23 protein-coding genes are annotated in these 25,860 nt (G+C 40.9%); 19 read left to right on the top strand and 4 right to left on the bottom strand.

Features of this window, described 5'->3' with window-relative positions; translation table 11 throughout:
* The first annotated feature begins 21 nt into the window (after positions 1–21).
* Genes EJ995_RS10170 through EJ995_RS10180 form a run of 3 tightly spaced genes read left to right on the top strand, consistent with a single transcriptional unit; the run spans position 22 to position 2,706 of the window.
* Positions 22–1,071: a COX15/CtaA family protein gene (locus EJ995_RS10170; RefSeq protein ID WP_126448176.1), complete on the top strand. Its 1,050-nt coding sequence runs from the start codon at positions 22–24 to the stop codon at positions 1,069–1,071.
* A 54-nt stretch (positions 1,072–1,125) separates the two neighbouring features.
* Positions 1,126–1,641 carry an IS1096 element passenger TnpR family protein gene (locus EJ995_RS10175; RefSeq protein WP_126448178.1) on the top strand — a complete coding sequence of 172 codons (516 nt, stop codon included), beginning with the start codon at positions 1,126–1,128 and terminating at the stop codon, positions 1,639–1,641.
* Positions 1,642–1,647: 6 nt separating this feature from the next.
* Complete coding sequence (locus EJ995_RS10180; RefSeq protein ID WP_126448180.1) at positions 1,648–2,706, top strand: nucleoid-associated protein; 1,059 nt, start codon at positions 1,648–1,650, stop codon at positions 2,704–2,706.
* 4 nt (positions 2,707–2,710) lie between these two features.
* On the opposite strand, the gene EJ995_RS10185 is transcribed toward EJ995_RS10180, so the two are convergent.
* Positions 2,711–3,769, bottom strand: coding sequence for a hypothetical protein (locus EJ995_RS10185; RefSeq protein WP_126448182.1), 1,059 nt, complete (start codon positions 3,767–3,769; stop codon positions 2,711–2,713).
* Between the two features lie 54 nt (positions 3,770–3,823).
* On the opposite strand from EJ995_RS10185, the gene EJ995_RS10190 reads away from it, so the two are divergent.
* The 15 genes from EJ995_RS10190 (at position 3,824) to EJ995_RS10260 (ending at position 23,072) form a co-directional block, all read left to right on the top strand.
* Positions 3,824–4,732, top strand: coding sequence for an ABC transporter ATP-binding protein (locus tag EJ995_RS10190; protein ID WP_126448184.1), 909 nt, complete (start codon positions 3,824–3,826; stop codon positions 4,730–4,732).
* Positions 4,729–5,571 carry an ABC transporter permease gene (locus EJ995_RS10195; RefSeq protein WP_126448186.1) on the top strand — a complete coding sequence of 281 codons (843 nt, stop codon included), beginning with the start codon at positions 4,729–4,731 and terminating at the stop codon, positions 5,569–5,571. Before EJ995_RS10190 ends, EJ995_RS10195 begins: the two co-directional genes overlap by 4 nt.
* A 23-nt stretch (positions 5,572–5,594) precedes the next feature.
* Entirely contained in the window at positions 5,595–8,861 is a 3,267-nt protein-coding gene (locus EJ995_RS13335; RefSeq protein WP_126448188.1) for a T9SS type B sorting domain-containing protein, read from the top strand.
* A 205-nt stretch (positions 8,862–9,066) separates the two neighbouring features.
* On the top strand, positions 9,067–9,525 hold the full coding sequence (locus EJ995_RS10205; RefSeq protein WP_126448190.1) for a MarR family winged helix-turn-helix transcriptional regulator: 459 nt from the start codon (positions 9,067–9,069) through the stop codon (positions 9,523–9,525).
* 1 nt (position 9,526) lies between these two features.
* A complete protein-coding gene (locus EJ995_RS10210) occupies positions 9,527–11,935 on the top strand; it encodes a 3-hydroxyacyl-CoA dehydrogenase/enoyl-CoA hydratase family protein (protein WP_126448192.1) in 2,409 nt (802 codons plus the stop codon).
* 4 nt (positions 11,936–11,939) lie between these two features.
* On the top strand, positions 11,940–13,133 hold the full coding sequence (locus tag EJ995_RS10215) for an acetyl-CoA C-acyltransferase (RefSeq protein ID WP_126448194.1): 1,194 nt from the start codon (positions 11,940–11,942) through the stop codon (positions 13,131–13,133).
* Between the two features lie 37 nt (positions 13,134–13,170).
* Entirely contained in the window at positions 13,171–14,979 is a 1,809-nt protein-coding gene (locus EJ995_RS10220; protein WP_126448196.1) for an acyl-CoA dehydrogenase family protein, read from the top strand.
* Positions 14,980–15,238: 259 nt separating this feature from the next.
* Positions 15,239–16,045 carry a mechanosensitive ion channel family protein gene (locus EJ995_RS10225; RefSeq protein WP_126448198.1) on the top strand — a complete coding sequence of 269 codons (807 nt, stop codon included), beginning with the start codon at positions 15,239–15,241 and terminating at the stop codon, positions 16,043–16,045.
* 72 nt (positions 16,046–16,117) lie between these two features.
* Positions 16,118–16,777, top strand: coding sequence for a hypothetical protein (locus EJ995_RS10230; RefSeq protein WP_126448200.1), 660 nt, complete (start codon positions 16,118–16,120; stop codon positions 16,775–16,777).
* A 438-nt stretch (positions 16,778–17,215) separates the two neighbouring features.
* The gene (locus EJ995_RS10235; RefSeq protein WP_394342069.1) at positions 17,216–18,484 is read left to right on the top strand and encodes a M28 family peptidase; all 1,269 of its coding nucleotides are present in this window, start codon (positions 17,216–17,218) and stop codon (positions 18,482–18,484) included.
* Positions 18,485–18,579: 95 nt separating this feature from the next.
* Positions 18,580–18,933 carry a hypothetical protein gene (locus EJ995_RS10240; protein ID WP_126448204.1) on the top strand — a complete coding sequence of 118 codons (354 nt, stop codon included), beginning with the start codon at positions 18,580–18,582 and terminating at the stop codon, positions 18,931–18,933.
* Entirely contained in the window at positions 18,933–20,705 is a 1,773-nt protein-coding gene (locus tag EJ995_RS10245; RefSeq protein WP_126448206.1) for a tetratricopeptide repeat-containing sensor histidine kinase, read from the top strand. The genes EJ995_RS10240 and EJ995_RS10245 overlap by 1 nt, the downstream gene beginning before the upstream one ends.
* On the top strand, positions 20,702–21,325 hold the full coding sequence (locus EJ995_RS10250; RefSeq protein ID WP_126448208.1) for a response regulator transcription factor: 624 nt from the start codon (positions 20,702–20,704) through the stop codon (positions 21,323–21,325). Before EJ995_RS10245 ends, EJ995_RS10250 begins: the two co-directional genes overlap by 4 nt.
* A 350-nt stretch (positions 21,326–21,675) precedes the next feature.
* Complete coding sequence (locus EJ995_RS10255; protein ID WP_126448210.1) at positions 21,676–22,698, top strand: GyrI-like domain-containing protein; 1,023 nt, start codon at positions 21,676–21,678, stop codon at positions 22,696–22,698.
* Positions 22,695–23,072: a fluoride efflux transporter FluC gene (locus EJ995_RS10260; RefSeq protein WP_241234627.1), complete on the top strand. Its 378-nt coding sequence runs from the start codon at positions 22,695–22,697 to the stop codon at positions 23,070–23,072. The genes EJ995_RS10255 and EJ995_RS10260 overlap by 4 nt, the downstream gene beginning before the upstream one ends.
* Here EJ995_RS10260 and EJ995_RS13210 read toward each other — a convergent pair.
* Positions 23,069–23,284: a DUF1328 domain-containing protein gene (locus tag EJ995_RS13210; protein ID WP_206482240.1), complete on the bottom strand. Its 216-nt coding sequence runs from the start codon at positions 23,282–23,284 to the stop codon at positions 23,069–23,071. The two genes, EJ995_RS10260 and EJ995_RS13210, sit on opposite strands and share 4 nt — an antisense overlap.
* Positions 23,285–23,366: 82 nt before the next feature.
* Here EJ995_RS13210 and EJ995_RS10270 point away from each other — a divergent pair, with 82 nt between their 5' ends.
* Positions 23,367–24,101 carry a DJ-1/PfpI family protein gene (locus EJ995_RS10270; RefSeq protein WP_126448212.1) on the top strand — a complete coding sequence of 245 codons (735 nt, stop codon included), beginning with the start codon at positions 23,367–23,369 and terminating at the stop codon, positions 24,099–24,101.
* Here the strand turns inward: EJ995_RS10270 and EJ995_RS10275 are convergent, their stop codons facing one another.
* A complete protein-coding gene (locus tag EJ995_RS10275; protein ID WP_241234628.1) occupies positions 24,102–25,250 on the bottom strand; it encodes an endonuclease/exonuclease/phosphatase family protein in 1,149 nt (382 codons plus the stop codon).
* A gap of 39 nt (positions 25,251–25,289) precedes the next feature.
* On the bottom strand, positions 25,290–25,790 hold the full coding sequence (locus tag EJ995_RS10280; protein WP_317126801.1) for a DUF805 domain-containing protein: 501 nt from the start codon (positions 25,788–25,790) through the stop codon (positions 25,290–25,292).
* Positions 25,791–25,860: the final 70 nt, after the last annotated feature.

The following is a 25,860-nucleotide window of genomic DNA, read 5'->3' on the forward strand; positions in this document are numbered from 1 at the left end:
GTATCAAGAAGAATATATAATATGTTTACCATAAAAAGTTACCGTCGCTGGCTGCGCGCATCCATCGTGATAATTTACCTCATCATTATCGCTGGTGCCGTGGTGCGCATGACGGGTAGTGGTATGGGCTGTCCAGATTGGCCTAAGTGTTTTGGCTACTGGATACCACCTACTGAGGAAACAGAACTGGAATTCTCACCTGATACACATTATAAAAAAGGAATGGTCATCATCATCAATGAAGAATTGCGTGTGGCTCGTGAGGACTTTTTTACAGGCAACACCTATCAAGAAATCGATTGGAAACCCTATATCAAACATGACTACAGCGTCTTCAATAAGTTCCACACTTGGACAGAATATATTAATAGACTGATAGGCGCACTAGGTGGACTGGTTGTGTTATTCACTGCTGTGGTCTCATTACAATTCTGGAGATCACGTAAGAAACTGACTATTCTCACCGTCGTAGCACTGCTAGCGATGCTCATACAAGCAGTTATTGGCAAGATTGTAGTAGACACCTTACTATCACCAGTACTTATTACCATTCACATGATTGTAGCATTGCTCATCGTTGGACTGCTTATTTATCTATTGCACGAGGTCTTACCTGTCGATTCACGTTACTACAATAAAGGCAATCTGTCACGATGGATGTTAATCATCATCGCAATGACCTTTATTCAAGTTGCCATGGGAACGCAGGTGCGTCAGTACATAGATCATCAAGTAGATTTGTTCGGCTATCCTTTGAGTAGCGCCTGGTTAGAAAACGGACCGCTGATATTCTTGATACATCGTAGTTATTCGATTTTATTGGTGCTTGTGCATATAGCAGTAAGCTACATAGCCATAAAAAAATACAAGCATCCCAAACGATCGTATTTTTCTCTTAATGCACTGATTTTGATCACGATCTTGAGTGGCGTATTAATGAATTATGTGGATTTCCCGCTAGGTTCGCAAGCCGCGCATCTCGTAACGGCATCACTCATTTTGGGACTACAGTTTTATCTATGGATGCGCCTGCGTACAGCTGCAAGATTATCTGTAGCAGCAACCTCATAGAGACGAGCTACCACACTTAAAAATCTTATATTTGCCACCCTTAAAATCAAGCACATGATTTATCGATTAAGAGCCATTCTTGATGCCACTCAAGATGTCTTTAGAGATATAGAAATTGAAGAAACCGCAAGTCTGGAAGACCTGCATAATGTCATTATGCAATCCTTTCAACTGCAAGGTGATGAAATGGCCAGTTTTTATGCCAGTGATGATGAGTGGAATCAAGGCGAGGAATATTGCCTGTTTGATATGAGTGATGGCCTGTCGCCTGTTAAGAAAATGTGTGATACACCTCTTAGCGATGCCATGAGCAAATCCAAGACTAAGATGATCTATGTCTATGATTTTCTCAATATGTGGACTTTTCTCATTGAGTTGGCAGATGTTGCTGGCGCTGTAGATGGCACGGCTTATCCGCAAGTGATTTTTGCCATAGGTGAGTTACCAGACTCGCCACCAGACAAGGAATTTGAAGCAGATCCTCGCTTCCATGATGATGAGGATAATGATGATGAATATGGCGATGATGAGGAGTTTTATGAGGATTATGACGATAACGAGTTTTACTAGACCACTATGATCAACCTGTACAATACTAGAATTGAGGAACTCGCGATCCATCGTGTAGGTAACAAGAATAAAGGTGAGATGCTGCTCACGTCAAGTAATAAGACGCCGCTGGATGACGAGATGCACTCGTTGCTCAAGGAATATTTCTTGAAACCATTCCGCAGTAAGGAAGAGGCCTATTACAGTTTTACCCATGAACAGGATCTAGAGTTTCATGATATGTACGCTTTCGCGAAAGCGATATTCAATACACCATCATCACTACTAGAAAATTCTAAGAATGCCGCCAAGCATCTATATCAACAGTCGGTGCATCCACATATACGCAGCGGCGAGTTGTATGTGTGTTACCTCACTGGACTCATGCTAGACAATAATAAAGTTGATGCAATAGGATTATTCAAGAGCGAGATCAAACAAGATTTTTTACAGTTTGAAGAAGGCGAGTTAGATCTCAAGATGATCCTACAGCAAGGTGTCAACCTCAACAAACTAGACAAGGGCGCCATCATATTTAATGTCGAAGAAGAACAAGGATACAAGATCCTATCGGTTGATAGCAACAGATATGACGCTAAATACTGGCTAGAGGATTTTCTAGGTGTAGACGTTTTTGAGGATGAAAATTTCTTCACAAAGAAATATTTGAAATTCTGTCAGGACTTTGCCAAGGACGTTGTTCTGCCTGCCGAAGACAAAAAAGAAGAAGTTATGTTCATGAACAGATCTATGAACTATTTTGCCAAAAATGATGACTTTGAAGAGACAAAATTCCTGAACGAGACGCTGGAAAACCCAGAGCTTATTCCAGAGTTTAAACACTATAAGACTGAGAAAGGACCTAAGTATTCTATTGAGGACGTTTCTACTTTCCCTATTTCAAATACTGCGGTAAGCGCGGCGCGCAAAGGAATAAGGAGTGTTATCAATCTAGACACACATGTACAGATCAAGATGGATTTCACCAACAGCGACAGTGCCGAAAAATTTATTGAGAAAGGCTGGGACGAGGAACGACAAATGTATTATTACCTCGTGTACTTTAACCGCGAGGAAAAGAAGTAGTCCACTACTCTGCCGAGTAATTACGTCTTATAAATTCAAGTGCCGTATTGAGAACTGAACCCATGGTGCGACAGGTTTTGAACTTGATATCACCCGTGTAATTATGCAATTCTCTTTTAAGCTGTTTGAGCTTCGCAGTTTCTGATATATTGTCTGCACGCATACATTTAATCAATGCTTTATATCTGGATTGGGTGTTAATCAAACGTTTTGCAATCAAGGCTCGTTCTTCCTTTTTGTATTGCTCTATGCTTTCGTTTTTCAAACAATCGGCTACATTCATGACCATAGGCACATTTTCCTTAAAAAATTGTGGCCTGTAAACCTTCATTCGACCTTCATAACATTGCTGGTCAAAGTCAATAGCTCTTATCGCATAGCTCACGCGATCAAAGTCGTGTGTTGGGATAATGACATAATTGTAAGCCCGCATATCACCCAATAAACGTATCAAACAACGCTCATTGAACTTGACAAATTCCTTGGCAATTTGCGTGCGTTCTTGATGATCGCAGGCCTCTAGATAATCCTCGATAAATTCGTCACCAGGAATTCCGGCTATATGTTCTTCTATGAGTGTATCATTACTAACTAAAAAGTTTATACGGTGCGGCGATAGCAAGTGCTCCAACTCAAGACCATACACTCTGGACGAATCAGCTTTCTTAACATAGAAATAGGTATGACCGTCATTCAAGATATTTCTGATCTTGATGCGGAATGGCTTAGTATTACCAAACGTGCAGTAATCCACAGCATCCACGCTTAAGAACTCCAGTGACTGGTCGCGACCATCACTGTGTAGGATGTCATAGATATGCTTTAAATCACGATCAATATGCTCTCGCTCATGATCTGGATAATAGCAACGCACCCAGAGTGTATCGTCATCATTTTTATCATATACGGTTACCGCGCCTTGAAACCTCAAGAGGTCATCATAAGAAACTGAGATCTTTGACTCACGATTGTATTTTTTTAAGTAAGCTTGCAACGGTTGATTGATAGCAAACGTGGGCTTTTTGCGAGATAACAACTTATCATCGGCAATATCTATGTTCATTCTCGTAACATTTCTAATTTGTAACAGTCACATAATACAACAAAAACTTTATCCGTGGAACAAATCCTGCAAATAACCAATCTTTCCAAACATTACGGCGCTCTCAAAGCGGTCGATGATGTGAGCTTTACCATTGAAAAAGGCCATGTTTATGGCATATTAGGACCTAATGGTAGTGGTAAATCTACCACGCTGGGCATGGTGCTTAATGTCGTGAATCCTACTAGTGGTGATTATCAATGGTTTGGTGGTGGCGTGAGTAATCACGATGCGCTCAAGAGAATTGGTGCGATCATCGAGCGCCCTAATTTTTATCCCAGTATGGATGCGGTGCAAAATCTCAAACTTGTTTGCAAGATTAAAAATATTACCACTGATAAAATTAATGAGAAACTAGAGTTGGTGGGTTTGCTTTCGCGAAAGCATAGTCCCTTTAAAACATACTCGTTAGGTATGAAGCAGCGTCTTGCCATTGCAAGTGCCTTGCTCAATGATCCTGAAATACTAATTCTTGATGAGCCTACTAATGGGCTGGATCCACAAGGAATACGTGCTATACGTGATTTGATACAGCATATCTCGAGTAATGGCACCACCATATTGCTTGCCTCACACCTACTCGACGAGGTAGAAAAAGTATGTTCTCATGTAATCGTATTGCGTCAAGGAAATATGCTGTACAGCGGGCCAGTTGACGAGATGAATAGCACGCACGGCACCATCCTTATTGATGCGTCAGATCGTGGTGGCTTGAAATATTTTATAAGCCAGCAATCGTACGCTGGAAGTATAGAAGAACTAGTCGATGGGTTTGAAGTAATGCTTTTGAGCGACATCGACACAGCGCAAGTCAATAAAGACGCTGTACAAGCAGGAATTTATCTCAACAAGTTGCTGTTAAAAAAACAGAGCCTTGAAGATCAATTCATTGAATTAACCAACAACCAACCACAAGCATCATGATTAGATTATTAGATATAGAATTTCATAAATTCAGGAATAGCCGCAGTAGTAAGGTATTAACGATCATTTACCTGTGTATCGTCGTGTTAATGATGCTCACTGGAATCATACGCTTAGAGTTCAATGGTTTCAGTGGTAGTTTTTCAGATTTGGGAATTTTCAATTTCCCACTAGTATGGCACATAAGTACTTATTTCACTAGTTTCTTAAAAATTTTCATAGCTATTGTGATCGTATCACTCACGGCAAGTGAATACAGTAACCGTACTATAAAACAAAATTTAATTGATGGACTGAGTAAGAAAGAATTGATACTCTCAAAATTCTATCTAGCACTCGCGCTTACGGTAGCTGTGACCGTGGTGGTCTTTTTTGCGTCTTTAATTCTAGGATTGATTTATAGCGACTACAACGAGATTGGGATCATATTTAGCGATCTACATTTCATGCTGGCGTTTTTTGTAAGTCATCTAGTGTTTTTCTGTTTTTGTTTATTTGCTGGTATATTGGTAAAGCGCAGTGCGTTTGCACTAGGTTTAATATTTGTTTGGTTCATTTTTGAAAGCGTTCTTAATCTAATCGCAATGGGTCTAGACAAATACTACACGCTTAACATAGGTGACTACTTGGATCACATACTGCCTCTCAATGCTATGTCTAATTTAATTAAGCAACCGTTTACAAGATTAGAGCTTGTCAACTCGACAATTAATCAGACTAATATTGAAGGATTGAACTTTGAATACCAAATTGAATGGCTAGACGTTCTATCAGTAACTATATGGAGTTTCTTGTTCATTTACTGGTCATATCTATTGCTCAAGCGCAGAGATTTATAAGTTCTAACGATTAAATTTGCTGCATGATAAAACAATTCTGGATTGCAGTGGTCGTCGTTGTTTTAGGAAGTCAAATTGGACTTGCCCAGCTTGAGGCATCTAATTGGTATTTTGGTGACGAGGCTGGATTGAATTTTGATCCTAATACAGGCGCTGTTACTGCCCTTACAGATGGCCGCCTGCAAACTGATGAAGGCTGTGCTACTATATCTGATAGTGATGGTAACTTGCTTTTTTACACAGATGGTATCGTCGTCTACAACCGTAATCATAGAATCATGCCTCGCGGTGCTGGCCTTAAGGGTGACCCATCGAGTACACAAAGTGCTATAATTATACCCAAACCCGGAGATCCTGATATTTATTACATTTTTACGGTAGATACCCGTGCAGCTGGAGGTGAAGATTCAGGACTACATTACTATATTGTTGATATGACTCTAGAAGGTGGTCTAGGTGATGTAACGACTTCTATTCGCAATCCACCGAATTTAATACGACGATGCTCTGAAAAAATTAGCGCTATCACCTCTAGATCCGGCGACAAAATTTTTGTCGTAGGATATGCAGGAAATAATGAAAATGACTCTGTTTTTGATACCTTCTATAGTTTTGAAGTAACCAATATTGGTGTAAATGAAACACCCAATAAATTTACTGTCACGAGCCAAGTGGGCGATATAAGAGGTTATCTCAAGTTCTCACCTGATGGTGAATTGCTCGCCAGCGCAAACATGACTGGCGGCACATTTATTTATGATTTTGATGATCAGACAGGTGCAATAAGTAATGAACGAGAATTGACACTTACCGCTCCTAACGATAAAGGATATGGTGTTGAATTCTCACCTAGCAGTGAGTTTTTATATGTGACAGGAACTAATGACTTCAACGACCCGAGAAGTGTTGATCCAAATGACCATACAGCAACTCTCTATCAATTTGACGTTAGTACCGTCACACCACAGTTAGTAACCACTCTTTATGACGGTAACGGCTATCGCGGTGCGCTGCAATTAGGTATAGACAGTCGCATCTATTACGCACTGTCAGAAAGTTACCCAAATGGTTTAACAAGTTTAGGGGTTATAAATAGTCCTGATCTAGGTGGTACGTTTGCAGACTATGATCATGAAGCTATTCCATTGTCTGGAAGAAGATCGCGTCAAGGATTACCTCCATTTATACAAAGCTTTTTTGCTTTAATTCAAGCGGAAAACCTGTGTTTTGGTGATGATACTGAATTTTCATTTGAAACTAATGAAACACCAAGCTTTGTAGAATGGGATTTTGGTGATGGTACTACTTCCAATGATTTAGAACCGACTCACGTTTATGGTGCCGTTGGGACTTATGAAGTTACACTCACCTTAACAATAGATAGAAATACACGTACGTATAACAAAACTATAGAAATATACGAGGTACCTGTGGCAAATCCAGCGACTGATCTCATTGCATGTGATAGTGACAATGATGGTAGCGTAATTTTTGATTTTACAGAAACCACAAATGAGATTCTAGCATCACAAGATCGTGCGACTACTGGCATTAGGTATTTCCTATCTCAAGCAGATGCCAATACAGGAACAAATGTTATTACCAGTCCTTATACATTAAATCTACCAACACAAGAGATTGTTGCACGTGTGGACAATAGAAATAATACCGATTGCTTTGACACCACAACATTCCAGCTATCTCAATTTGCCCAACCTGTCGCAAATCCTGCAGATGATCTAGAAGCATGTGATGATAACTTTGATGGCATCGAGACTTTCGATCTGGACTCTCAGCGTGATGATATTTTACTTAATCAAGATCCTGCAGACTTTCAAGTAGATTTCTTTGACTCGTTAGCAAATGCACAGTCAAATACTAATCCACTGCCAGATTCTTACAGAAATACGAGAGCATTTAGTCAGACCATCTATGTTAGAGTCACAAATAATAACGAGGGTAGCTGCGTGGATACAAGTACCACATTTGATTTAATAGTTCAGGAACGCCCAGTTGCCGTCAACTTTGATGCCTTTCAATGCGATGAAGACGGCATAGCAGACAACCGCACCAGCTTCAACCTTTCGAGCTTTAATCAGTCTATTGCAAACGGTCGTACAGATGTGACGGTAGATTATTTTCTCACCCAAAATGATGCAGACAATGACCGGTCAGAGCTTGATGATCGTGAATACAACAATATAGCTCCATCACAACGCATAATTGCCCGTGTGACTGATAATAGTACTGGTTGTTCCAACACTTCAACGGTAACATTATCAGTAAGCGCCAGTGATGCTCAGGATACACAAGTTGAAGTTTGTGACGATGATGGATTAGAAGATGGCTTATACCTTTTCAATTTAAGGAATATTGATGATGATGTTCTTGTAAATGCTCCAAGTGATGTTACCGTTAATTACTATGAAACACTAGATGATGCTCTCGCAGAATTTAACGCCTTACCAGATAATTATCAAACCACAATGCCTGAGCAACAAGTAATTTATGCTAGAGCAGAATCTCCTGACGGTAATTGCTTTGGAATAAGCGAGGTGACATTGATAGTCAATCCACTGCCACAACTTCAAAGGACTGAAGATGTGGAATACTGTGGTAATGATATACGACCGGTGACCATTGATGCTGGTGATTTACAAGTCGATCAAAACGATCTACAATATCAATGGAGTACTGGAGAGACGACCTACAGCATTGATGTACGAGAAGGTGGCGATTATACGGTTATTGCAACTAACAGCAACGGCTGTTCACAGCAGCGCGTGGTAACAGTCATCATCAGTGAACCGGCAACCATTGATCGCATTGAAATTATTAATGCTAACGGCGGCGCCACAGGAAGTGCCACCGTATTTGCAAGTGGACGTGGTGATTATGCTTACCGGATTAGTGAGGATCAAGTATTTACAAGTTCTACCATTTTTGAAAATTTGAGACCAGGAATCTACACACTTGAGGTGACAGATCTCAATGGCTGTGGATCAACATTTGAAACGTTCAACGTTGTAGGCTACCCTAGATTTTTCACGCCCAATGCTGATGGATTCAACGACACATGGCAACTTGATGGCGTCTCGGCAAACTTTGAACCAGATGCGACCACCTATATATTTGATAGGTATGGTAAACTTCTCAAGGAATTAATTCCTGGAGAAGGCGGTTGGGATGGCACGCTGGATGGTGAACCGCTACCTAGTACAGATTATTGGTTCAAAGCCACACTTACTGATGGCACCGAGTTCTCAGCGCATTTCGCACTCAAAAGATAATTTGCTGTAAGAAAGACTTTTGATAGTTACGCTTTCGCGAAAGCAAAATAGCCTAACAAATAAGTGGTAAATAAACAACTATTTGCCTCTTACTTTCTTCCTGACAAGTGTGCTACCTGCATCTTTTCCAAGATCACGCAAACGTTGTAAATTTAACATAATTACTATGCATGCATAATACTTTTTGTTATATTTGAATTACCGTATGAGAGATAAAACGATAGATTATGTGTTGCGCAGTACATGGATGGCTGTTGCCAAAATGTACAACGAGCAAGCTGGTACAAAAAACAGCACCATGGCAACTGGCTTTGCACTCATAAGCATTGATCATGAAGATGGTACACCTAGTACGGCGCTAGGACCTAAAATGGGAATGGAAGCCACTTCCCTATCGCGCACGCTTAAAGGAATGGAAGAAAAAGGATTGATCACGAGATCTAGAAATCCTGAAGATGGCCGCAGCGTTTTAATACACCTAACAGACTATGGCAAGGAGATGCGCGAGTTTTCTAAAAGTGTCGTTAAAACCTTTGACAATGCGGTTAAAGAAAAGATTTCAGCAGAAAAATTAAGTACCTTTCTGGAGGTGGCACAGCATATTCATGATCTGGTCAACTCTAAGAATATATACAAACAAAAACACGTACAAGTAGAAAACTAATATGGGAAAACGTAGAATCAAACACGTAACCGTCATAGGTTCTGGTATTATGGGTAGCGGTATCGCTTGCCATTTTGCTAACATAGGTTGCGAGGTGCTCCTACTGGACATCGTTCCTAGAGAACTTAACGATAAGGAAAAAGCAAAAGGATTGTCACTACAAGACAAAGTCGTGCGCAACCGCATGGTTGATGAGAATCTTGCCGCCGCCATTAAAAGTAATCCAGCGCCGCTTTATAAAAAGTCATTTGCTAACAGAATCTCAACTGGTAATCTTGAGGACGATTTGTCTAAAATCAAAAATACCGACTGGATCATTGAGGTAGTCGTTGAAAGACTTGACATTAAAAAGTCAGTTTTTGAGCAGATTGAAAAGCACCGCAAGCCAGGAACACTAATCACGTCAAACACCTCTGGAATTCCTATCCAGTTTATGAATGAAGGTCGCAGCGAGGATTTCCGTAAGCACTTTGCAGTGACACACTTCTTTAATCCACCACGTTACCTCAAGTTATTTGAGGTTGTTCCAGGTCCAGATTGTGATCAGGAAGTGACCGATTTCTTGATGCACTATGGTGAGAAATTTTTGGGAAAGACATCTGTTCTTGCAAAGGACACTCCAGCATTTATTGGTAACCGCGTTGGTATTTTCTCTATCCAGAGTCTATTTCACACCGTTAAGGAAATGGGACTTACCGTTTCTGAGGTTGATAAATTAACCGGACCTGTGATAGGTAGACCTAAGTCGGCTACATTCAGAACGGTTGATGTTGTCGGTCTTGATACCTTAGTACATGTAGCTAATGGTGTATATGAAAACGCGCCTGAAGACGAGCATAGAGATACCTTCAAATTGCCAACTTTCATCGACACGATGATGCAAAACAAGTGGCTAGGAAGTAAATCTGGTCAAGGTTTCTACAAAAAAGTAAAAGGTAAAGATGGTAAGAGTGAAATTCACGGTCTCAACCTAGATACCATGGAATACGCCTTGGAGCCTAGAGCCAAGTTTGCGACATTGGAAATGACCAAAACTATTGATCATGTACCAGATCGTTTTCCAGTCTTAATTAAAGGAAAAGACAAAGCAGGTGAGTTTTACCGCAAGAGTTTTGCGTCATTATTTGCTTATGTCCAACATAGAATCCCAGAAATATCAGACGAGTTATACCGTATTGATGATGCGATGTGCGCAGGTTTTGGATGGGAAAACGGACCATTTGAGATTTGGGATGCCATAGGCATTCAAAAAGGTATGGACCTCATTAAAGAAATAGGAAAAGAGCCAGCTTCATGGGTTACTGAAATGCTCGAAAAAGGTTTTGACTCTTTCTACACAGTCAAAGACGGTGCGACATACTACTACTCTATTCCGGATAAGGATTACGTCAAGAAACTAGGTCAGGATAGCGTGATCATACTAGATAACATTAGAAAGTCTCAGGAAATCTGGAGCAATTCTGGTGTATCCATTCAAGATCTGGGTGATGGTATCATCAACTGTGAGTTCCGTTCTAAGATGAACTCAATTGGTGGTGATGTGCTAGCAGGTGTGAATAAAGCACTTGATCTTGCAGAAGAACGCTATGATGGATTAGTAATTGCTAATCAAGGTGCAAACTTCTCTGTTGGTGCAAACATTGGTATGATATTTATGATGGCTGTTGAGCAAGAATATGACGAGCTCAATATGGCAGTAGCTCAATTCCAGAATACCTGTATGAGATTGCGCTATTCCAGCATTCCAACGGTGGTAGCACCGCAACAAATGACGTTAGGTGGTGGTTGTGAAATGTCATTACATGCAGATGCTGTCGTGGCACACGCAGAGACTTACATCGGTCTTGTTGAATTCGGTGTTGGACTGATCCCTGGTGGTGGAGGTTCTAAAGAAATGACCTTGAGAGCCGCTAAAGGATTTGGAACTGGTGATGTAGAATTGAATCGTTTGAGAGAATATTTCTTGACCATCGGTCAGGCTAAAGTTGCGACAAGTGCACACGAGGCATACGATTTAGGAATATTAGAACACGGTAAGGACAAAGTGGTTGTGAACGCAGCGCATCAAATCGCAGCAGCAAAAGCTGAAGCTAGAATGTTAGCAGACATGGGCTACACTCAGCCGCCACCGAATAGGAATATTAAGGTGTTAGGTCAACAGGCGCTCGGAATGTTCTTGGTAGGAACAGACGCTATGGAAGCTGGAAAATACATCAGCGAGCATGATAAGAAGATTGCCAATAAGCTAGCATATGTTATGGCTGGTGGTGACTTGAGTCAAGCACAAGAAGTGTCAGAGCAATACTTACTAGATCTAGAAAGAGAAGCTTTCTTAAGTCTAACAGGTGAGCGCAAAACATTGGAACGCTTGCAGCACATGTTGCAAAAAGGAAAACCTCTAAGAAACTAAGACAATGAACAAAACAGCATATATAGTAGCCGCAAAAAGAACAGCGGTAGGAAAATCTGGAAGAGGCGTTTTTAGGTTCAAAAGACCTGATCAACTAGCTGCCGAGACCATTCAAGGAATGTTGAAGGATGTTCCTGATTTTGATAAAGGGCGCATAGACGACATGATCATAGGTAACGCAATGCCAGAAGCAGAACAAGGGTTGAACATGGCGCGTCAGATTTCGTTATTAGCATTAGATCGTGTTGATGTTCCCGGAACAACCATTAATAGATGGTGTGCCTCAGGACTGGATGCCATCGCAGCTGGTGTGGCACGTATACAATCTGGTATGGCAGAATGTGTGGTAGCTGGTGGCGTTGAGAGCATGAGTTATGTACCTATGGGTGGTTACAAGCCTACACCAGATTACAAACTCGCCAAAGAAGGTCATGAAGACTACTATTGGGGAATGGGATTGACAGCCGAAGAAGTGGCTAATCAATACAATGTATCACGTGAAGAGCAAGATCAGTTTGCGTATGAATCGCAAATGAAAGCACTCAAAGCTCAAGAAGAAGATCGTTTTCAGGATCAAATCGTACCAATTGAGGTAGAAGAAGTTTATTTAGATGAAAACGGCAAGAAACAAACACGCACTTATACTGTAACCAAAGATGAAGGACCACGTAAGGGAACTAATGTAGAGGCGCTGTCTAAGCTGCGTCCCGTATTTGCAGCTGGTGGTAGCGTTACCGCTGGTAATAGCTCGCAAACTAGTGATGGTGCCGCATTCACACTTATCATGAGTGAAGAAATGGTCAATGAGCTGGGCATCAAGCCAATCGCAAAAATGGTCAGTTTCGCCGTTGCCGCAGTTGAGCCACGCATCATGGGTATCGCTCCTATCGAGGCGATCCCAAAAGCATTGAAACAAGCTGGTCTCAAGAAAGAAGATATGGCACTTATTGAATTGAACGAGGCATTTGCCAGTCAATCAGTAGCCGTCGTACGTGAATTAGATCTCAATAAAGAGGTCGTCAATGTCAACGGTGGTGCGATTGCCTTGGGCCATCCACTAGGTTGTACGGGCGCCAAATTATCGGTGCAAATCTTTGACGAGATGCGCAAACGTGGCAATCAAGGCAAGCACTGTATGGTCACCATGTGCGTTGGTACTGGTCAAGGAGCTGCAGGAATATTTGAATTTTTAAACTAATTACGCTTTCGCGAAAGCGGAATAACAACAACATATTATGGCAACAGAAACAGCAGAAAAAAAGATGATACGCGGTGGACAGTTCATTGTAACTGAAACGGCTGCGGAAGATGTGTTCACACCAGAGGATTTCTCTGATGAGCAGAAAATGATGAAAGAGTCGGTAACCGAGTTTGTCGACAAGGAAATTGTACCGCACAAAGAACGTTTTGAGAAGAAGGACTATGCACTCACTGAAGAAGTAATGCGCAAGGCCGGTGAGATGGGCTTCCTAGGAATCGCCGTACCAGAAGAATACGATGGTCTAGGAATGGGCTTTGTCTCAACCATGCTAGTTTGTGACTACATTTCTGGCGCTACAGGTTCTATTGCAACCGCGTTTGGTGCGCATACAGGAATTGGTACCATGCCTATTACCTTGTACGGAACTGAAGAACAAAAGAAAAAGTACGTTCCTAAACTTGCCACTGGTGAGTGGTTTGGAGCATACTGTTTGACTGAGCCGGGTGCTGGATCTGATGCCAACTCTGGTAAAACAAAAGCAGAACTTACCGAAGATGGTAAGCATTATAAGATCAACGGTCAAAAGATGTGGATCTCAAATGCGGGTTTCTGTAATGTATTTGTGGTTTTCGCACGATTAGGTGAAGACAAAAACATCACTGGTTTTATCGTTGAAAATGATCCTAGTAATGGTATTTCTATGGGTGAAGAAGAGCACAAGCTTGGTATACACTCTTCCTCTACTCGTCAGGTATTTTTCAACGATACCATGGTACCAGTAGAAAATATGCTTGCTGGTCAAGGTGAAGGTTTTAAAATCGCGATGAATGCCTTGAACGTAGGTCGTATTAAGCTGGCTGCTGCCTGTCTAGATGCACAACGTCGTGTAATCTCGCTTGCAACGCAGTATGCTAATGATCGTGAGCAGTTCAATACGCCGATTGCTAAGTTTGGTGCGATACGCAAGAAGATTGCTGATATGGCAACCAATGCTTACGTAGGTGAAAGTGCATCATATCGAGCAGCAAAAGACATTGAAAACAGAATCCATAAGCGTCAGGAAGAAGGTGCCACTTTCGCGGAAGCGGAATTGAAAGGTGTAGAAGAATTTGCGATTGAGTGTTCTATTCTTAAAGTTGCGGTTTCTGAAGATATGCAGGAATGTAGTGATGAAGGAATTCAGATCTACGGTGGTATGGGCTTTAGTGCCGATGCACCAATGGAAGCTGCCTGGAGAGATGCTCGTATCTCACGTATCTATGAAGGTACTAACGAGATCAATCGTATGCTAGCCGTTGGAATGTTGGTAAAGAAAGCTATGAAAGGTCATGTAAACTTACTAGAGCCAGCAATGGCTGTAGGTCAAGAATTGACTTCGATCCCATCATTTGATACACCAGATTATTCTCAACTATTTGCAGAAGAGAAAGAAATGCTCAAGAAGCTGAAAAAAGTATTCTTGATGGTGGCTGGTAGCGCTGTACAAAAATTAGGTACAGAACTAGAGAAGCACCAACAATTGCTACTTGCTGCATCTGATATCTTGATTGAGATCTACATGGCAGAAAGTGCGATTTTGAGAACTGAGAAAAATGCAAACCGTTACGGCGAAGAATCTCAGAAAGAACAAATCGCCATGTCTCAGTTGTATCTATATAAAGCTGCAAAAATCATTCAGGCGAGAGCTGAAGAAGGTATCGCAGGTTTTGCAGAAGGCGACGAGCAACGCATGATGCTGATGGGCTTGAAACGTTTTGCAAAATACGCTAACTTACCTAACGTAATCGAGTTGAGAAACATCATCGCAGATAAAGTAACAGAAGAGAATAAATACCCATTCTAGAATAACTAAAATGTGAGTGAGAGAATGCCTTGGAGAAATTCAAGGCATTTTTTTATTCCCGTAATCATGTCATGCTGAACTAGCTTCTGCATCTCACCATGTCTTTGTTAGAATTTAAGAAGCTGAAATAAACTCAGCTTGACAATAGACAACAGTATAAAGTTGCTGAGCTTTACCGATACACCACTTAACAATTCCCTAAGGAGAAATCAGCCTGTAACCAATACATTTGCAAAAAATTAAAAGACCAAAACCAAACATGGAAAATTTCAATACAGAAACCGTTGTCAATCTAGTTTTAGAATACGGTATACCTGTCTTAAAAGCTTTATTAATCTATATGATTGGCGCTTGGCTTATCGCTAAGGCGGTAAGGATTACGAGCAAAATCATGGAGAAGCGCGAGTATGAAGAAACGCTGCGCAAATTCTTGCTTAACATCATACGTTGGGGTTTATGGGTATTATTATTGGTGACTGTGGTAGGCACATTAGGAGTCGAGACCAGTAGTTTTGCTGCCGTTCTTGCTGCTGCAGGTCTTGCTATCGGTTTAGCTCTGCAAGGTTCGCTGTCTAATTTTGCAGGCGGCGTGCTGTTATTATTGTTTAAGCCATTCAAGGTTGGCGACACGATTGAGGCTCAGGGCATTACAGGAACCGTCAAGGAAATTGACATTTTACAGACCAAGGTTTTACAGTTCTCAAAAAAGCTAGCGATCATTCCTAATGGTCCATTACTCAATGGGAACATCATCAATTTTGATACAGAAGGTATTTTGCGTGTAGAAACCCAGATAGGCGTAAGCTATGATGCAGACCTTCCTGCTACCCTAGATGCGCTGCGCAAATTGTGTACAGATCATCCGCTCACGCTGGAAGATCCTGCGCCTATTGTTGAAGTAGTCACTAACGCTGACAGCAGCATTAATATCCTAGTACGACCTTATACCAAAACCGAAGATCACTGGACTGTTTTCTTCTATTTACAGAAGAACTTCAAACCAACGCTAGAAGCTATTGGTGTTGAGATTCCATTTCCGCAAATGGATATACATCGCAAGAATTAATAAAAATAAAATCCCGATCTATCGGGATTTTATTTTTTTACCTTTAAAAGAAGCTATCCAAAGCATGACCAAATGAAATACCACATAGAACTTCTAGACTTTAGCAGTATTGATGAGATCAAGGACAAATGGTCGCATGATGATTATGTGAATCTGTTGGAGCTTATTGAATTTGGCGATACAGGCGATGCAGATGATCAAGATTTAAAGGAATTGTTGTTCTTATCGCTGTCAGAAATGGAACCTCAAGAAGCTGCAGAGATCGTACTGCGTTACAAATTTAAAGATGAATTGAATGATGGCCAGTATGAGCAGATTTCAAACGACATGCTCAAAGAAAACGTGGCAGAACATTACTCTGATATCTCGTTTCACAGCAGGCTCTTTGATGTGAACGTATTTCTGTACAAAGCCTTTAACGGCACTTTTCCTCACGCCAAAGCCAGCGTGATCAAATTCAAGGCTGCTACCAAAAACCCGCAAGCTGCTACGCTTGATGAGGCGGATGCGCTGCGATTGTTGAGTCATGGTATACAGGCACGATCTATTTTTCAGCGTCTGTACAGCAAGCAATTGAGTGGCGAGGAAGATTTTGACGAGGCGCAACACATAGCGTGGTATTTTGAAAATCTGGGCGACGACACCTATCAATTGATCACGTCAGACTACTGGATCAGTAAAGACGAGATGATCGCTGGCGAGTTTGACGCCACCTTGCCAGAATCTGATTGATGACTATACGGCTGCCTTTCTACTACAATGTTTTTAAGGTTTGCGCTTTCGCGAAAGCGTAACTGTCATTATCATCCTGCAAGCGATTAGCTGATGGATCTTACACAAGTCTCACTAGAGTACGTGACAGGCGTGAGAAGTTGAAATAAATTCAGCTTGACAAGTCCAAGTAAGTTTTCTTATGCTTACTGGTCTCAGTATCGCAAACTGATAAGAAAGCTCATTCTGTCATGCTGAATTTATTTCAGCATCTCGAGTATGCTTAAATCACACTTAATATCCTAAACTAAGTCAAAGTGACCGTAGAATTTGCTCTAACGCCCTCAATTCATAGCAGCATCTTTATATCTTTAGGGAAATTTTTACTTCATGCGACCTTATTTACTCTTTTTACTTTTACCGCTATTATCATTTTCACAACTGCCGTCAGATCATCAGATGGATCTCTACAATATCATCGACGAGGTAAGTGCAGATCGTATTGAGAAGGATGTGCGCAAATTGGCTGGTTTTGGAACGCGTAATACGTTTTCAGACACCGTTTCAGACACTCGTGGTATTGGTGCTGCACGTCGCTGGATCAAGGCAGAATTTGATAAAATCAGTGCCGACTGTGGTGGTTGTCTAGAGGTTTTCTATCAGAAGGATTTTGTGACTACAGATATGGGTAGCCGTATTCCTAAAGATGCTTATGTGGTGAACGTGATTGCCATACAGCGCGGCACGACCAATCCTAATGATTTTGTGATGATGAGCGGCGACATTGACTCACGAGCCAGCGACACCATGGATTTCACGACTGATGCGCCTGGCGCTAATGATAATGCTAGCGGTATGGCAGGAACTATTGAGGCTGCAAGAGTGCTGAGCAAACGCACCTTCAAAAATTCCATAGTCTACGTAGGATTGAGCGGTGAGGAACAAGGGCTTTTTGGCGGTAAAGGACTAGCTAACTATGCCGAAAAAAATAATTGGAATGTCATAGGATTTTTGAATAATGATATGATAGGAAACATACAAGGCGTTGATGGCGTAATTGATAATCGTGAGTTTAGAATCTTCTCTGAGCCAACTGATCCCACCGAAACAGATCGCCAGCGTGGAGCTCGCAGGTTCTACGGCGGCGAGGTTGACGGAATTTCCAGACAATTGGCCAGATATTTGCACAACAGTGTACAAACGTACATGCCAGAGATGCGACCTATGATGGTGTATCGATTGGACCGTTTTGGCCGTGGTGGTCATCACAGACCTTTTAATGATCTAGGTTTTGCGGGTATACGCATTATGGAAGCTCATGAAAACTACACACAACAACACCAAGACATCAGGACAGAAAATGGAATCGCCTATGGCGACGTCGTAGAGCACGTGAATTTTCCTTATGCAAGAAAGCTTACCGCTGTTAATGCTATCAATCTAGCACAATTGGCTTGGGCACCTACCCGACCGCAAAATGTCAAAATAGGCGGTATTGTTGAAGCCAATGCAAAATTGAAATGGGATGCCGTCAAGGGTGCAGCTGGTTATAAGGTGTACTGGCGAGATACTACGAGTCCAACTTGGGACCATTCTAGATATGTAGGCAATGTGACAGAATTTGAACTGGAAGGCATCGTGATCGATAACTTTTTCTTTGGCGTGGCGGCCGTCGGCGCCGATGGTGTCGAGAGCATCGTTTCGTTTCCATCTGGTATCATGAGATAACTAAAATAAGATTGAAGAAGAAAATACCCGATAATGGGTATTTTTTTTTGTCATAAATTGAAGGAGTTTTGAACTGAACCCAAAAAGCCATTTACATGAGTCAATCAAATTCTCTAATCGTTGTATCTGAAGATACTTGCTATAATCCTGTAAATATTTATTCTAAAAATGGAATACATGTCATCGCATTTTTTGAATGGAGCGATAAGTTTTCATTTGCATCTGTTGTTTTTAGTCAAATGCCAGGCGATAAACAAGTAGGAAAGGTAAAGTTTCAAAATGAAATGATACATATCACATTGGAACAAGGCGCCAAACCTTTGAAAACATTTAATCTTAACAAAAAACTTGAAAAAAATAAAGAATATCCTACTGTAATCGACTTAAATGATCACAAGATTGAAGATCCTACCGTCAGTGGCGGCACTATTATAAGAAGGAATCCTTGATGATTAAAAAAGTATTATTCATCATCATTGTGCTGTTTCTATCGTGGCAAACCTTTGGTCAGGCAAGTCTTTTGGATAGCATTCAAAAAAAACATGATGTTGGTGCTTATAAAGATGGCAGAAAAATTTTATTGGAAGTAGATACCACGGACTTCACAGAATTACAAAAAAGCAAATACTTGTATGTTCACGCTATTTCACACATCAATATTGAAGGTGAGATGCAAGAGACTTACAATACTCTATTGAATGCTAAAAAGTTAGTTGGTGAAAGAGATTTGTCACTTCTGTTTAATATAAATGATGAGCTTATTTATTCTCAATATTCATTGGTACAGGTAGAAAGTACTGCTAATGAGTTAATGGATGAGAATTGTGCCATTGCTCAAATAATTAAAAAACCCGATGCACTTATAGGATGTAATTCTTATAAATACATGCGTATCGACGACGATGATCCTTTAGAATATGAAAAAAAACTTGCGTTATTGCATGATTCAAGGTCACTAGCTTTTAATGCTAATTTAGACCGAGTAGAAGGAAATATGTTAATAAACATAGCTACTACACACGAATTGGGGCAGCGATTTGATTCGGCGCTATACTATTACAATAAATCAAAACAGTTTGTTGAGAAAAAAAATTATGCGCCAACTACTATAGTTTATTATTCGAATCTAGGATATACCTACATACAATTGAAAAGGTATGATGAAGCCATAGAGGTTTTGAACAAAGCTTTGGAGCTATCTGAAGCTCAAGATTTACAACCTAATAAGTCCAAAATATTGATGAATCTAGCGACTGCCTATGAGAGATCAAATGATTATCAAAAGAGTTCTGAAACTTATCAGAAAGTGATAGCCTACTCAAATGAAAAAAATGAAACGGTTCGTTTCAACAACTTACAAGAACTAGAAACCAAATATCAAGTCCAAGAACGCAAACTAGAAAACGCAGAACTAGCAGCAGAAAACGAGCGGCAAACCACGATGACAATAGCCGTTGCAGGCAGCGCTTTAACCCTGTTTCTTATAGGTGGTTTTGTGTATAACAATCAACGCAAGAAAAAGCGACTCGCAGAGCAAGAAGCCGAACTTGAAAAGCAACGCGCCGACAACCTTTTGAAAAACCAAGAGCTCGCTACTATAGACGCGATGATCACAGGCCAAGAGAAGGAACGCCGCAAAATTGCTGGAGAATTGCACGATGATCTAGGCAGTTCTATGACAACTATGCGATTGTATTTTGACCAGATAAGCAACAGCCTGAAAACGAGTGAAGATCAAGATATATACAACCGCACCAAGGCGTTGCTTGACGATACTTATCAAACGGTACGCAGCATGTCACACCGCATGCATTATGGCGTGATGGCTAGTAAGGGTCTGGTACCATCAGTGCAATCTCTAGCACAACGTATTAGCGACAGCAAGGCTATACAGATTGAGGTGATCACACATAAAATGGATCGTAATCTAGAGAACTCGCTGGAGCTCAATATTTTCCGTATCGTTCAGGAGTTGCTGAGCAATATTGTAAAGCATGCTGGTGCAAAACACGCAACCGTCAACCTTATAGGAGGTGATGATAGCATTCACATCATGGTAGAAGACGACGGCCATGGTTTTGATACGACTTTAAAACGCAAAAAAGAAGGCATGGGATTGTACAGTATAGAAACTCGGCTTGAAGACATCGATGGTACTGTAGAAGTGGACAGCACCATCAATCACGGCACTACCGTAACCATTGAAATACCCTTAATATGATACAGTTGATGATTGTTGAGGATCATAAATCCTTGATTGACGGTCTGGAACTCCTGATCAAGAACGATCCTGATATTGAGGTGGTCGCCACAGCAACAGATGGAACTGAACTGCTCAAGATTCTAGAACATAAAAAAGCCCATTTGATCCTGACCGACATCAGCATGCCTAAGATGAATGGTATAGAATTGTGCACGCAGGTGAAAGAGAAATATCCAGCGGTAAAAGTGGTAGCGTTTACTATGTTTGATGATGCCACCGCTGTAAAGGATATGCTGCAAGCAGGCGCAGATGGTTACCTATTGAAAACCAGATCACTGCAAGAAGTGCTTGAATCTGTAAAAAAAGTAATGCAAGGCGAGACTGTGGTTGATGCCTCCATTGATCCTAAACTAGCGGAAAGCACTACTGTTATCGATGACGATATTCTCTCACGCAGCGAGCGCGAGATACTCAAACTGATTGCCGCTGGCAATAATAGCACAGAGATTGCGGCCATACGCCACACAGCGGTAAGCACCATCCACAAACACCGCAAGAACATGATCATGAAGCTAGGTTTGCATGGAAAAGGCGAGCTGCTGCGCTATGCGCTACAAAAACACGCGCATTACCGTTAGACCAATAGGTCATTCTTTCTTTTATGCGAGTCTTAATCACTTGCCATGAAGCAAACTAGCAGTGACTTAGAATGGTGTATCCTAGTTTGATTCTATAATATCGCATGTAGTTTTTTAGCTTTCGCGAAAGCGTAATCATCAACCATCATATCAAAAAATACCCAATAATGGGTATGGTATCGCCTGTCCTGCATCATTAATTTTAACGTGTTCATTGAAAAATGAGCACTTGGGGAAAAGAGAGCAGATCTGTTCTCTTATAACTACCAGGCCTGGTGTCTGGTAGTTTTTTTATGAATTTATATGGATATGTAATTAATGTATCTTTGATCCTTTATTGATTTGTAAACATGAAGGCACTTAAGTACATTTTTATACTATTACTTGTATTGATTATCGCTGGCGCAGTCTATTTTTCGCTCCAAGATGGATCTTATGAGACTGAAAGCAAGCAACTTGTAGAGGCACCTGTAGATCTAGTCTACAGTGAACTGGCAGACTTTTCTAATTGGGAAAAGTGGTATGAACGGGCTCAAAATGAAGATTACAGCGCGAGTTTGAGTAATCAAACCGCTGGCGTGGATGCCGTCTATACCTATAATAGCGATGATGGTAATGGTACCATAACCGTTGAGCGTCTGGATCCCAACAAGAGTATTGAATATGCTATAAATCATGATGGACGCCTAGGCAAACGTGAAGCGACCTTGTCGATCGACCTGCAAAAGCAAGAAATAGGAACGCTGGTCACCAGCGCAATAAAGGGTGATCAAGATCTAGGAAGTAAAATTTTCACCACTCTTACAGGCGCAGATCTAGCCAACAACTGGGAAAACAATATTACCGCTACCGTTGAAAATATGGAGAGCGTTCTCGAGGAAAAAATGAACCTCAAAACCATTAATGTTGATGGTCTTATACAATATAGCGGTGGCTACTATCTCTATATGTCGTCGAGTTCTACCATGGCAAATTTTTCTAATCTACAGTCGCAAATGACACAGCAGATACGCAGTTTTATGCAGGCTAATAACATCGATACTTATGGCGCGCCCATGGTTATTTACGAGAAATTTGACGAGCCACGCGAGAATGTCATCTTTAGTGCTGCTATACCGGTACAAAATCGTATCCTGACCGGTGTGGACAGTAAGATCCTATGTGGTTTTATGGAGCCAGGAAGCGCTGTAAAGGTCACTTTAAAAGGAAAATATAAGTATCTCGAGGAAGCCTGGAATAAAGCAGAAAACTATATAGTAGTAAATGGACTGGAAAAGTCTGAAGTGCCACCATATGAGGTCTATAAAACAGATCCCTACAAAACACCTAACCCAGCAAACTACTTGACTGAAATATACATTCCTATAAAGTGATAGGTAAATTATTGGTATTAGTTTTTGTTGGTGGTGGTTTAGGTAGCACGTTGAGATATTCGTTTTCGCTATGGCTTAATCAAGATGGTATCAAGTGGATTCCTACAATGCTGGTAAATGTCTTAGGATGTTTACTTCTGGGTACGCTCCTAGCCTATTATAATAAAGAACAATTGAGCAGCAGTTGGTACTTATTTGCCGCAGTAGGATTTTGTGGTGGATTGACCACATTTTCAACTTTTTCTGCAGAATTTTTTCTATTCCTAAAAGACCAAAACTACATCGCCGCAACAGGTTATGTTGCGGCGACAATAGTATTGGGCATCGCGGCCATCACAGCCGCTTATGCATTCACAGGTAAACTGATTAATTAGTTTGTAGCAACTTGCGTTTGACGACGCAGTTTGCGAGCCTTTTTGGTTTTTTGCGTCCAAAAAAGTAATTTACCGAAAAGTAAAATCACTAAAATGTCTGCTGCAACAAGAAAGGTAATCCTTACTGCAGTGCTGCCTGTAAATTCGAAGGTAAAACCTACAAGACCAGTGACAACTGTTAAGATAAAAAGGATGAGTATATATTTATTCATGAGTTTAATTTTTATGTAAAAATAATTTCTTGAACAGCTGTAAAAAGTTAACAGTAACGGAATTACCTATAAATTAACTATAATGAGAAAAAGATTGTTAAACATAGTCATCCTCATGATGGCATTGTCATCATGTAGCGAGGAAAAGAAATCTTTAAATGACATCGCTGACACAAATTTAGGAGCTGATGAAACTTATAGTAATGTCTATAATGTTGGTTTTCTTATCTCTGATGGAGTGTATAACACAGAGCTCACGTCACCTTATGATATATTTCAGCACACGATTTATCGCGATAGCATCAAGCCTATGAATGTTTTTACAGTGGCACAAGTAGATACTGTGGTCACCACTTTTGAAGGCTTACGCCTGTTGCCTGACTATACTTTTAAAAATGCTCCTGACATCGATATTCTTGTAGTTCCTAGTGCAGAGCATCACCTAGATACAGATCTTGAAAACGAAGAACTCATTGCCTTTGTAAAAAGCACTGGAGAAAAAGCCATGTATGTCACCAGTCATTGCGATGTCGCTTTTGTACTTGCGCAAGCTGGTTTACTCGATGGCAAAGTAAGTACCACATTCCCATCTGATATTGATTTGATGCGTAAGACATTTCCAGACCTTGATGTACGCAAGGATGTGCTATTTGTTCATGACCACAATGTTATTACCAGTGCTGGTGGCGCACGATCCTTTGAAGCAGCTCTTTACCTTACCGACATGTTATATGGTAAGAAGATAGCCCAAAGTCTAGCTGGTGGCTTGGTGCTAGATTACGACCTAAGCAATTATCCACATTTGATTGTGGATTGATTATTTATTAAGTGACTCAACCGCCTTTCTGTATGAGTCTGGCATCTCGCCAAATTCTTCCATGCCTTGCTCGCTCATTTGATCTTTTACCTGTCGCCAATCTTCCGCAGTTGGTTGTACTGCTTTTTGTTCTTTTGCGCGTGCTGGCTCATAAGTTAAGTAAGCATAACTAGGAAAATGATCACTACCAAAGTTGACACCAGTGCCTGATTCTTCATGAAAAAATTGCGGAGCAATCAATATGTGATCCAGCGGCCATCTAAAGAAGAAATACTGTGCATGAAACGTATTGTAAAATCCACGACCTATGCGCAGGTCTAATAACTTAGCGACCGTTTTAGTTAACTCAGTACTGTCGGACCAGGCCACGTCATTAAAATCTCCCAAAACAATTACAGGTAGCTCTGACTTGTTACTCATGAGTGCCGTTTTCATAAGCTCTGTATCGCGATCTGTGCTCATATCATTGTGCTGCGGCATGGGTGGCGTTGGGTGAATGGCATATAATTGGAATAAATTACCATTGCGCATCTCTACCTGGGCGTGAATAGAAGGTATTTTAGGATCCACCATAAACTGCACGCTGGTGTTAGATAACGGTAGCTTAGAATATACCAGCATTCCATAAGTATTATCCTGCGGCTGTTCAACCTTATAAGGATAATCATCACCTATGGCAATTCTAATCTCATTCATCCAGCGGTCATTAGTTTCTGTAAAAACAATTAGATCTGGTTGTCGTTCACTAATTTCATCAAACAGCTTTTCGTTTTTCTTATTTGACTGCAACACATTTGCTGTATAAATCTTCAAACGATCTTCATCATTTACTTGTGAACTGCTTTCTAGAACTTCAAGACCAACTATAGGTGTATAATCGAGGATCTTGGAACATTGAAAAACAAAACATCCCAGCAACACTGTGATGTACAAATAGTCATTAATCCATTTAGGATTAAAAGTGACAAAATACAGGATGATCGCAAGAAGCGTGAATCCTGTCAACTGTAAATGAGGAAAGTCAAAAATGCGCACCCACCAAAAATCTGCAGCGATAAGTGGCATGAGTGACAATAGCGCTGCGATTAAGCCTACTACTTGAAAAACGATTCTCAATTTCATGAGGATACCCTTTAAGAGTGATGCCATCTATTTATTATATATGGATGACAATTGAGTGGTTGTAAATCAACCAAAAGCGTCCGGTTCAAAATCTTGATTCCCGATACTCTTAGGGTTAGGACCCCATTGATTCGTACCGTGCTTGCTGTCCTCTACTAGAAAGATGAGCAAGATAATACCGCCTACAAACGGTATAAAGCTAATTAAATAATACCAGGCACTGCGACCCGTATCGTGCAATCTCCTCGCAACAACAGCTAGACTAGGAATTATTGTCGCCAGTGCATACAGCACGATCAAGATGTAGACAATAATAGCTGGTGCAGTAGCCTCAGCAGCTGCAAACGCGATGAGAGGTATCGATAAAGCAATGACCACTAAAAAATTGAACAACTGGAAATACCAATATTCTGACCGGCGTGCGCGTCCAGAGAAATTGGCATAATTGTTAAAAACCTTCTTGACATAATCCATCATACCTGCTTGCTCACTACTGGAGTCAAACGGCTCACGATTACGTCGAGAACGATAATTAGAATTGTCAGCGGTTGGGTCAAAATTGCTCATAGTTATATTGGTTGGTAGTGCAATATAATTTTTTCTTGTTACGCTTTCGCGAAAGCATAATAAAAATAAC

It is taken from the genome of Nonlabens ponticola, from assembly GCF_003966335.1.
In the GTDB taxonomy this organism is placed as follows: Bacteria; Bacteroidota; Bacteroidia; order Flavobacteriales; family Flavobacteriaceae; genus Nonlabens; species Nonlabens ponticola.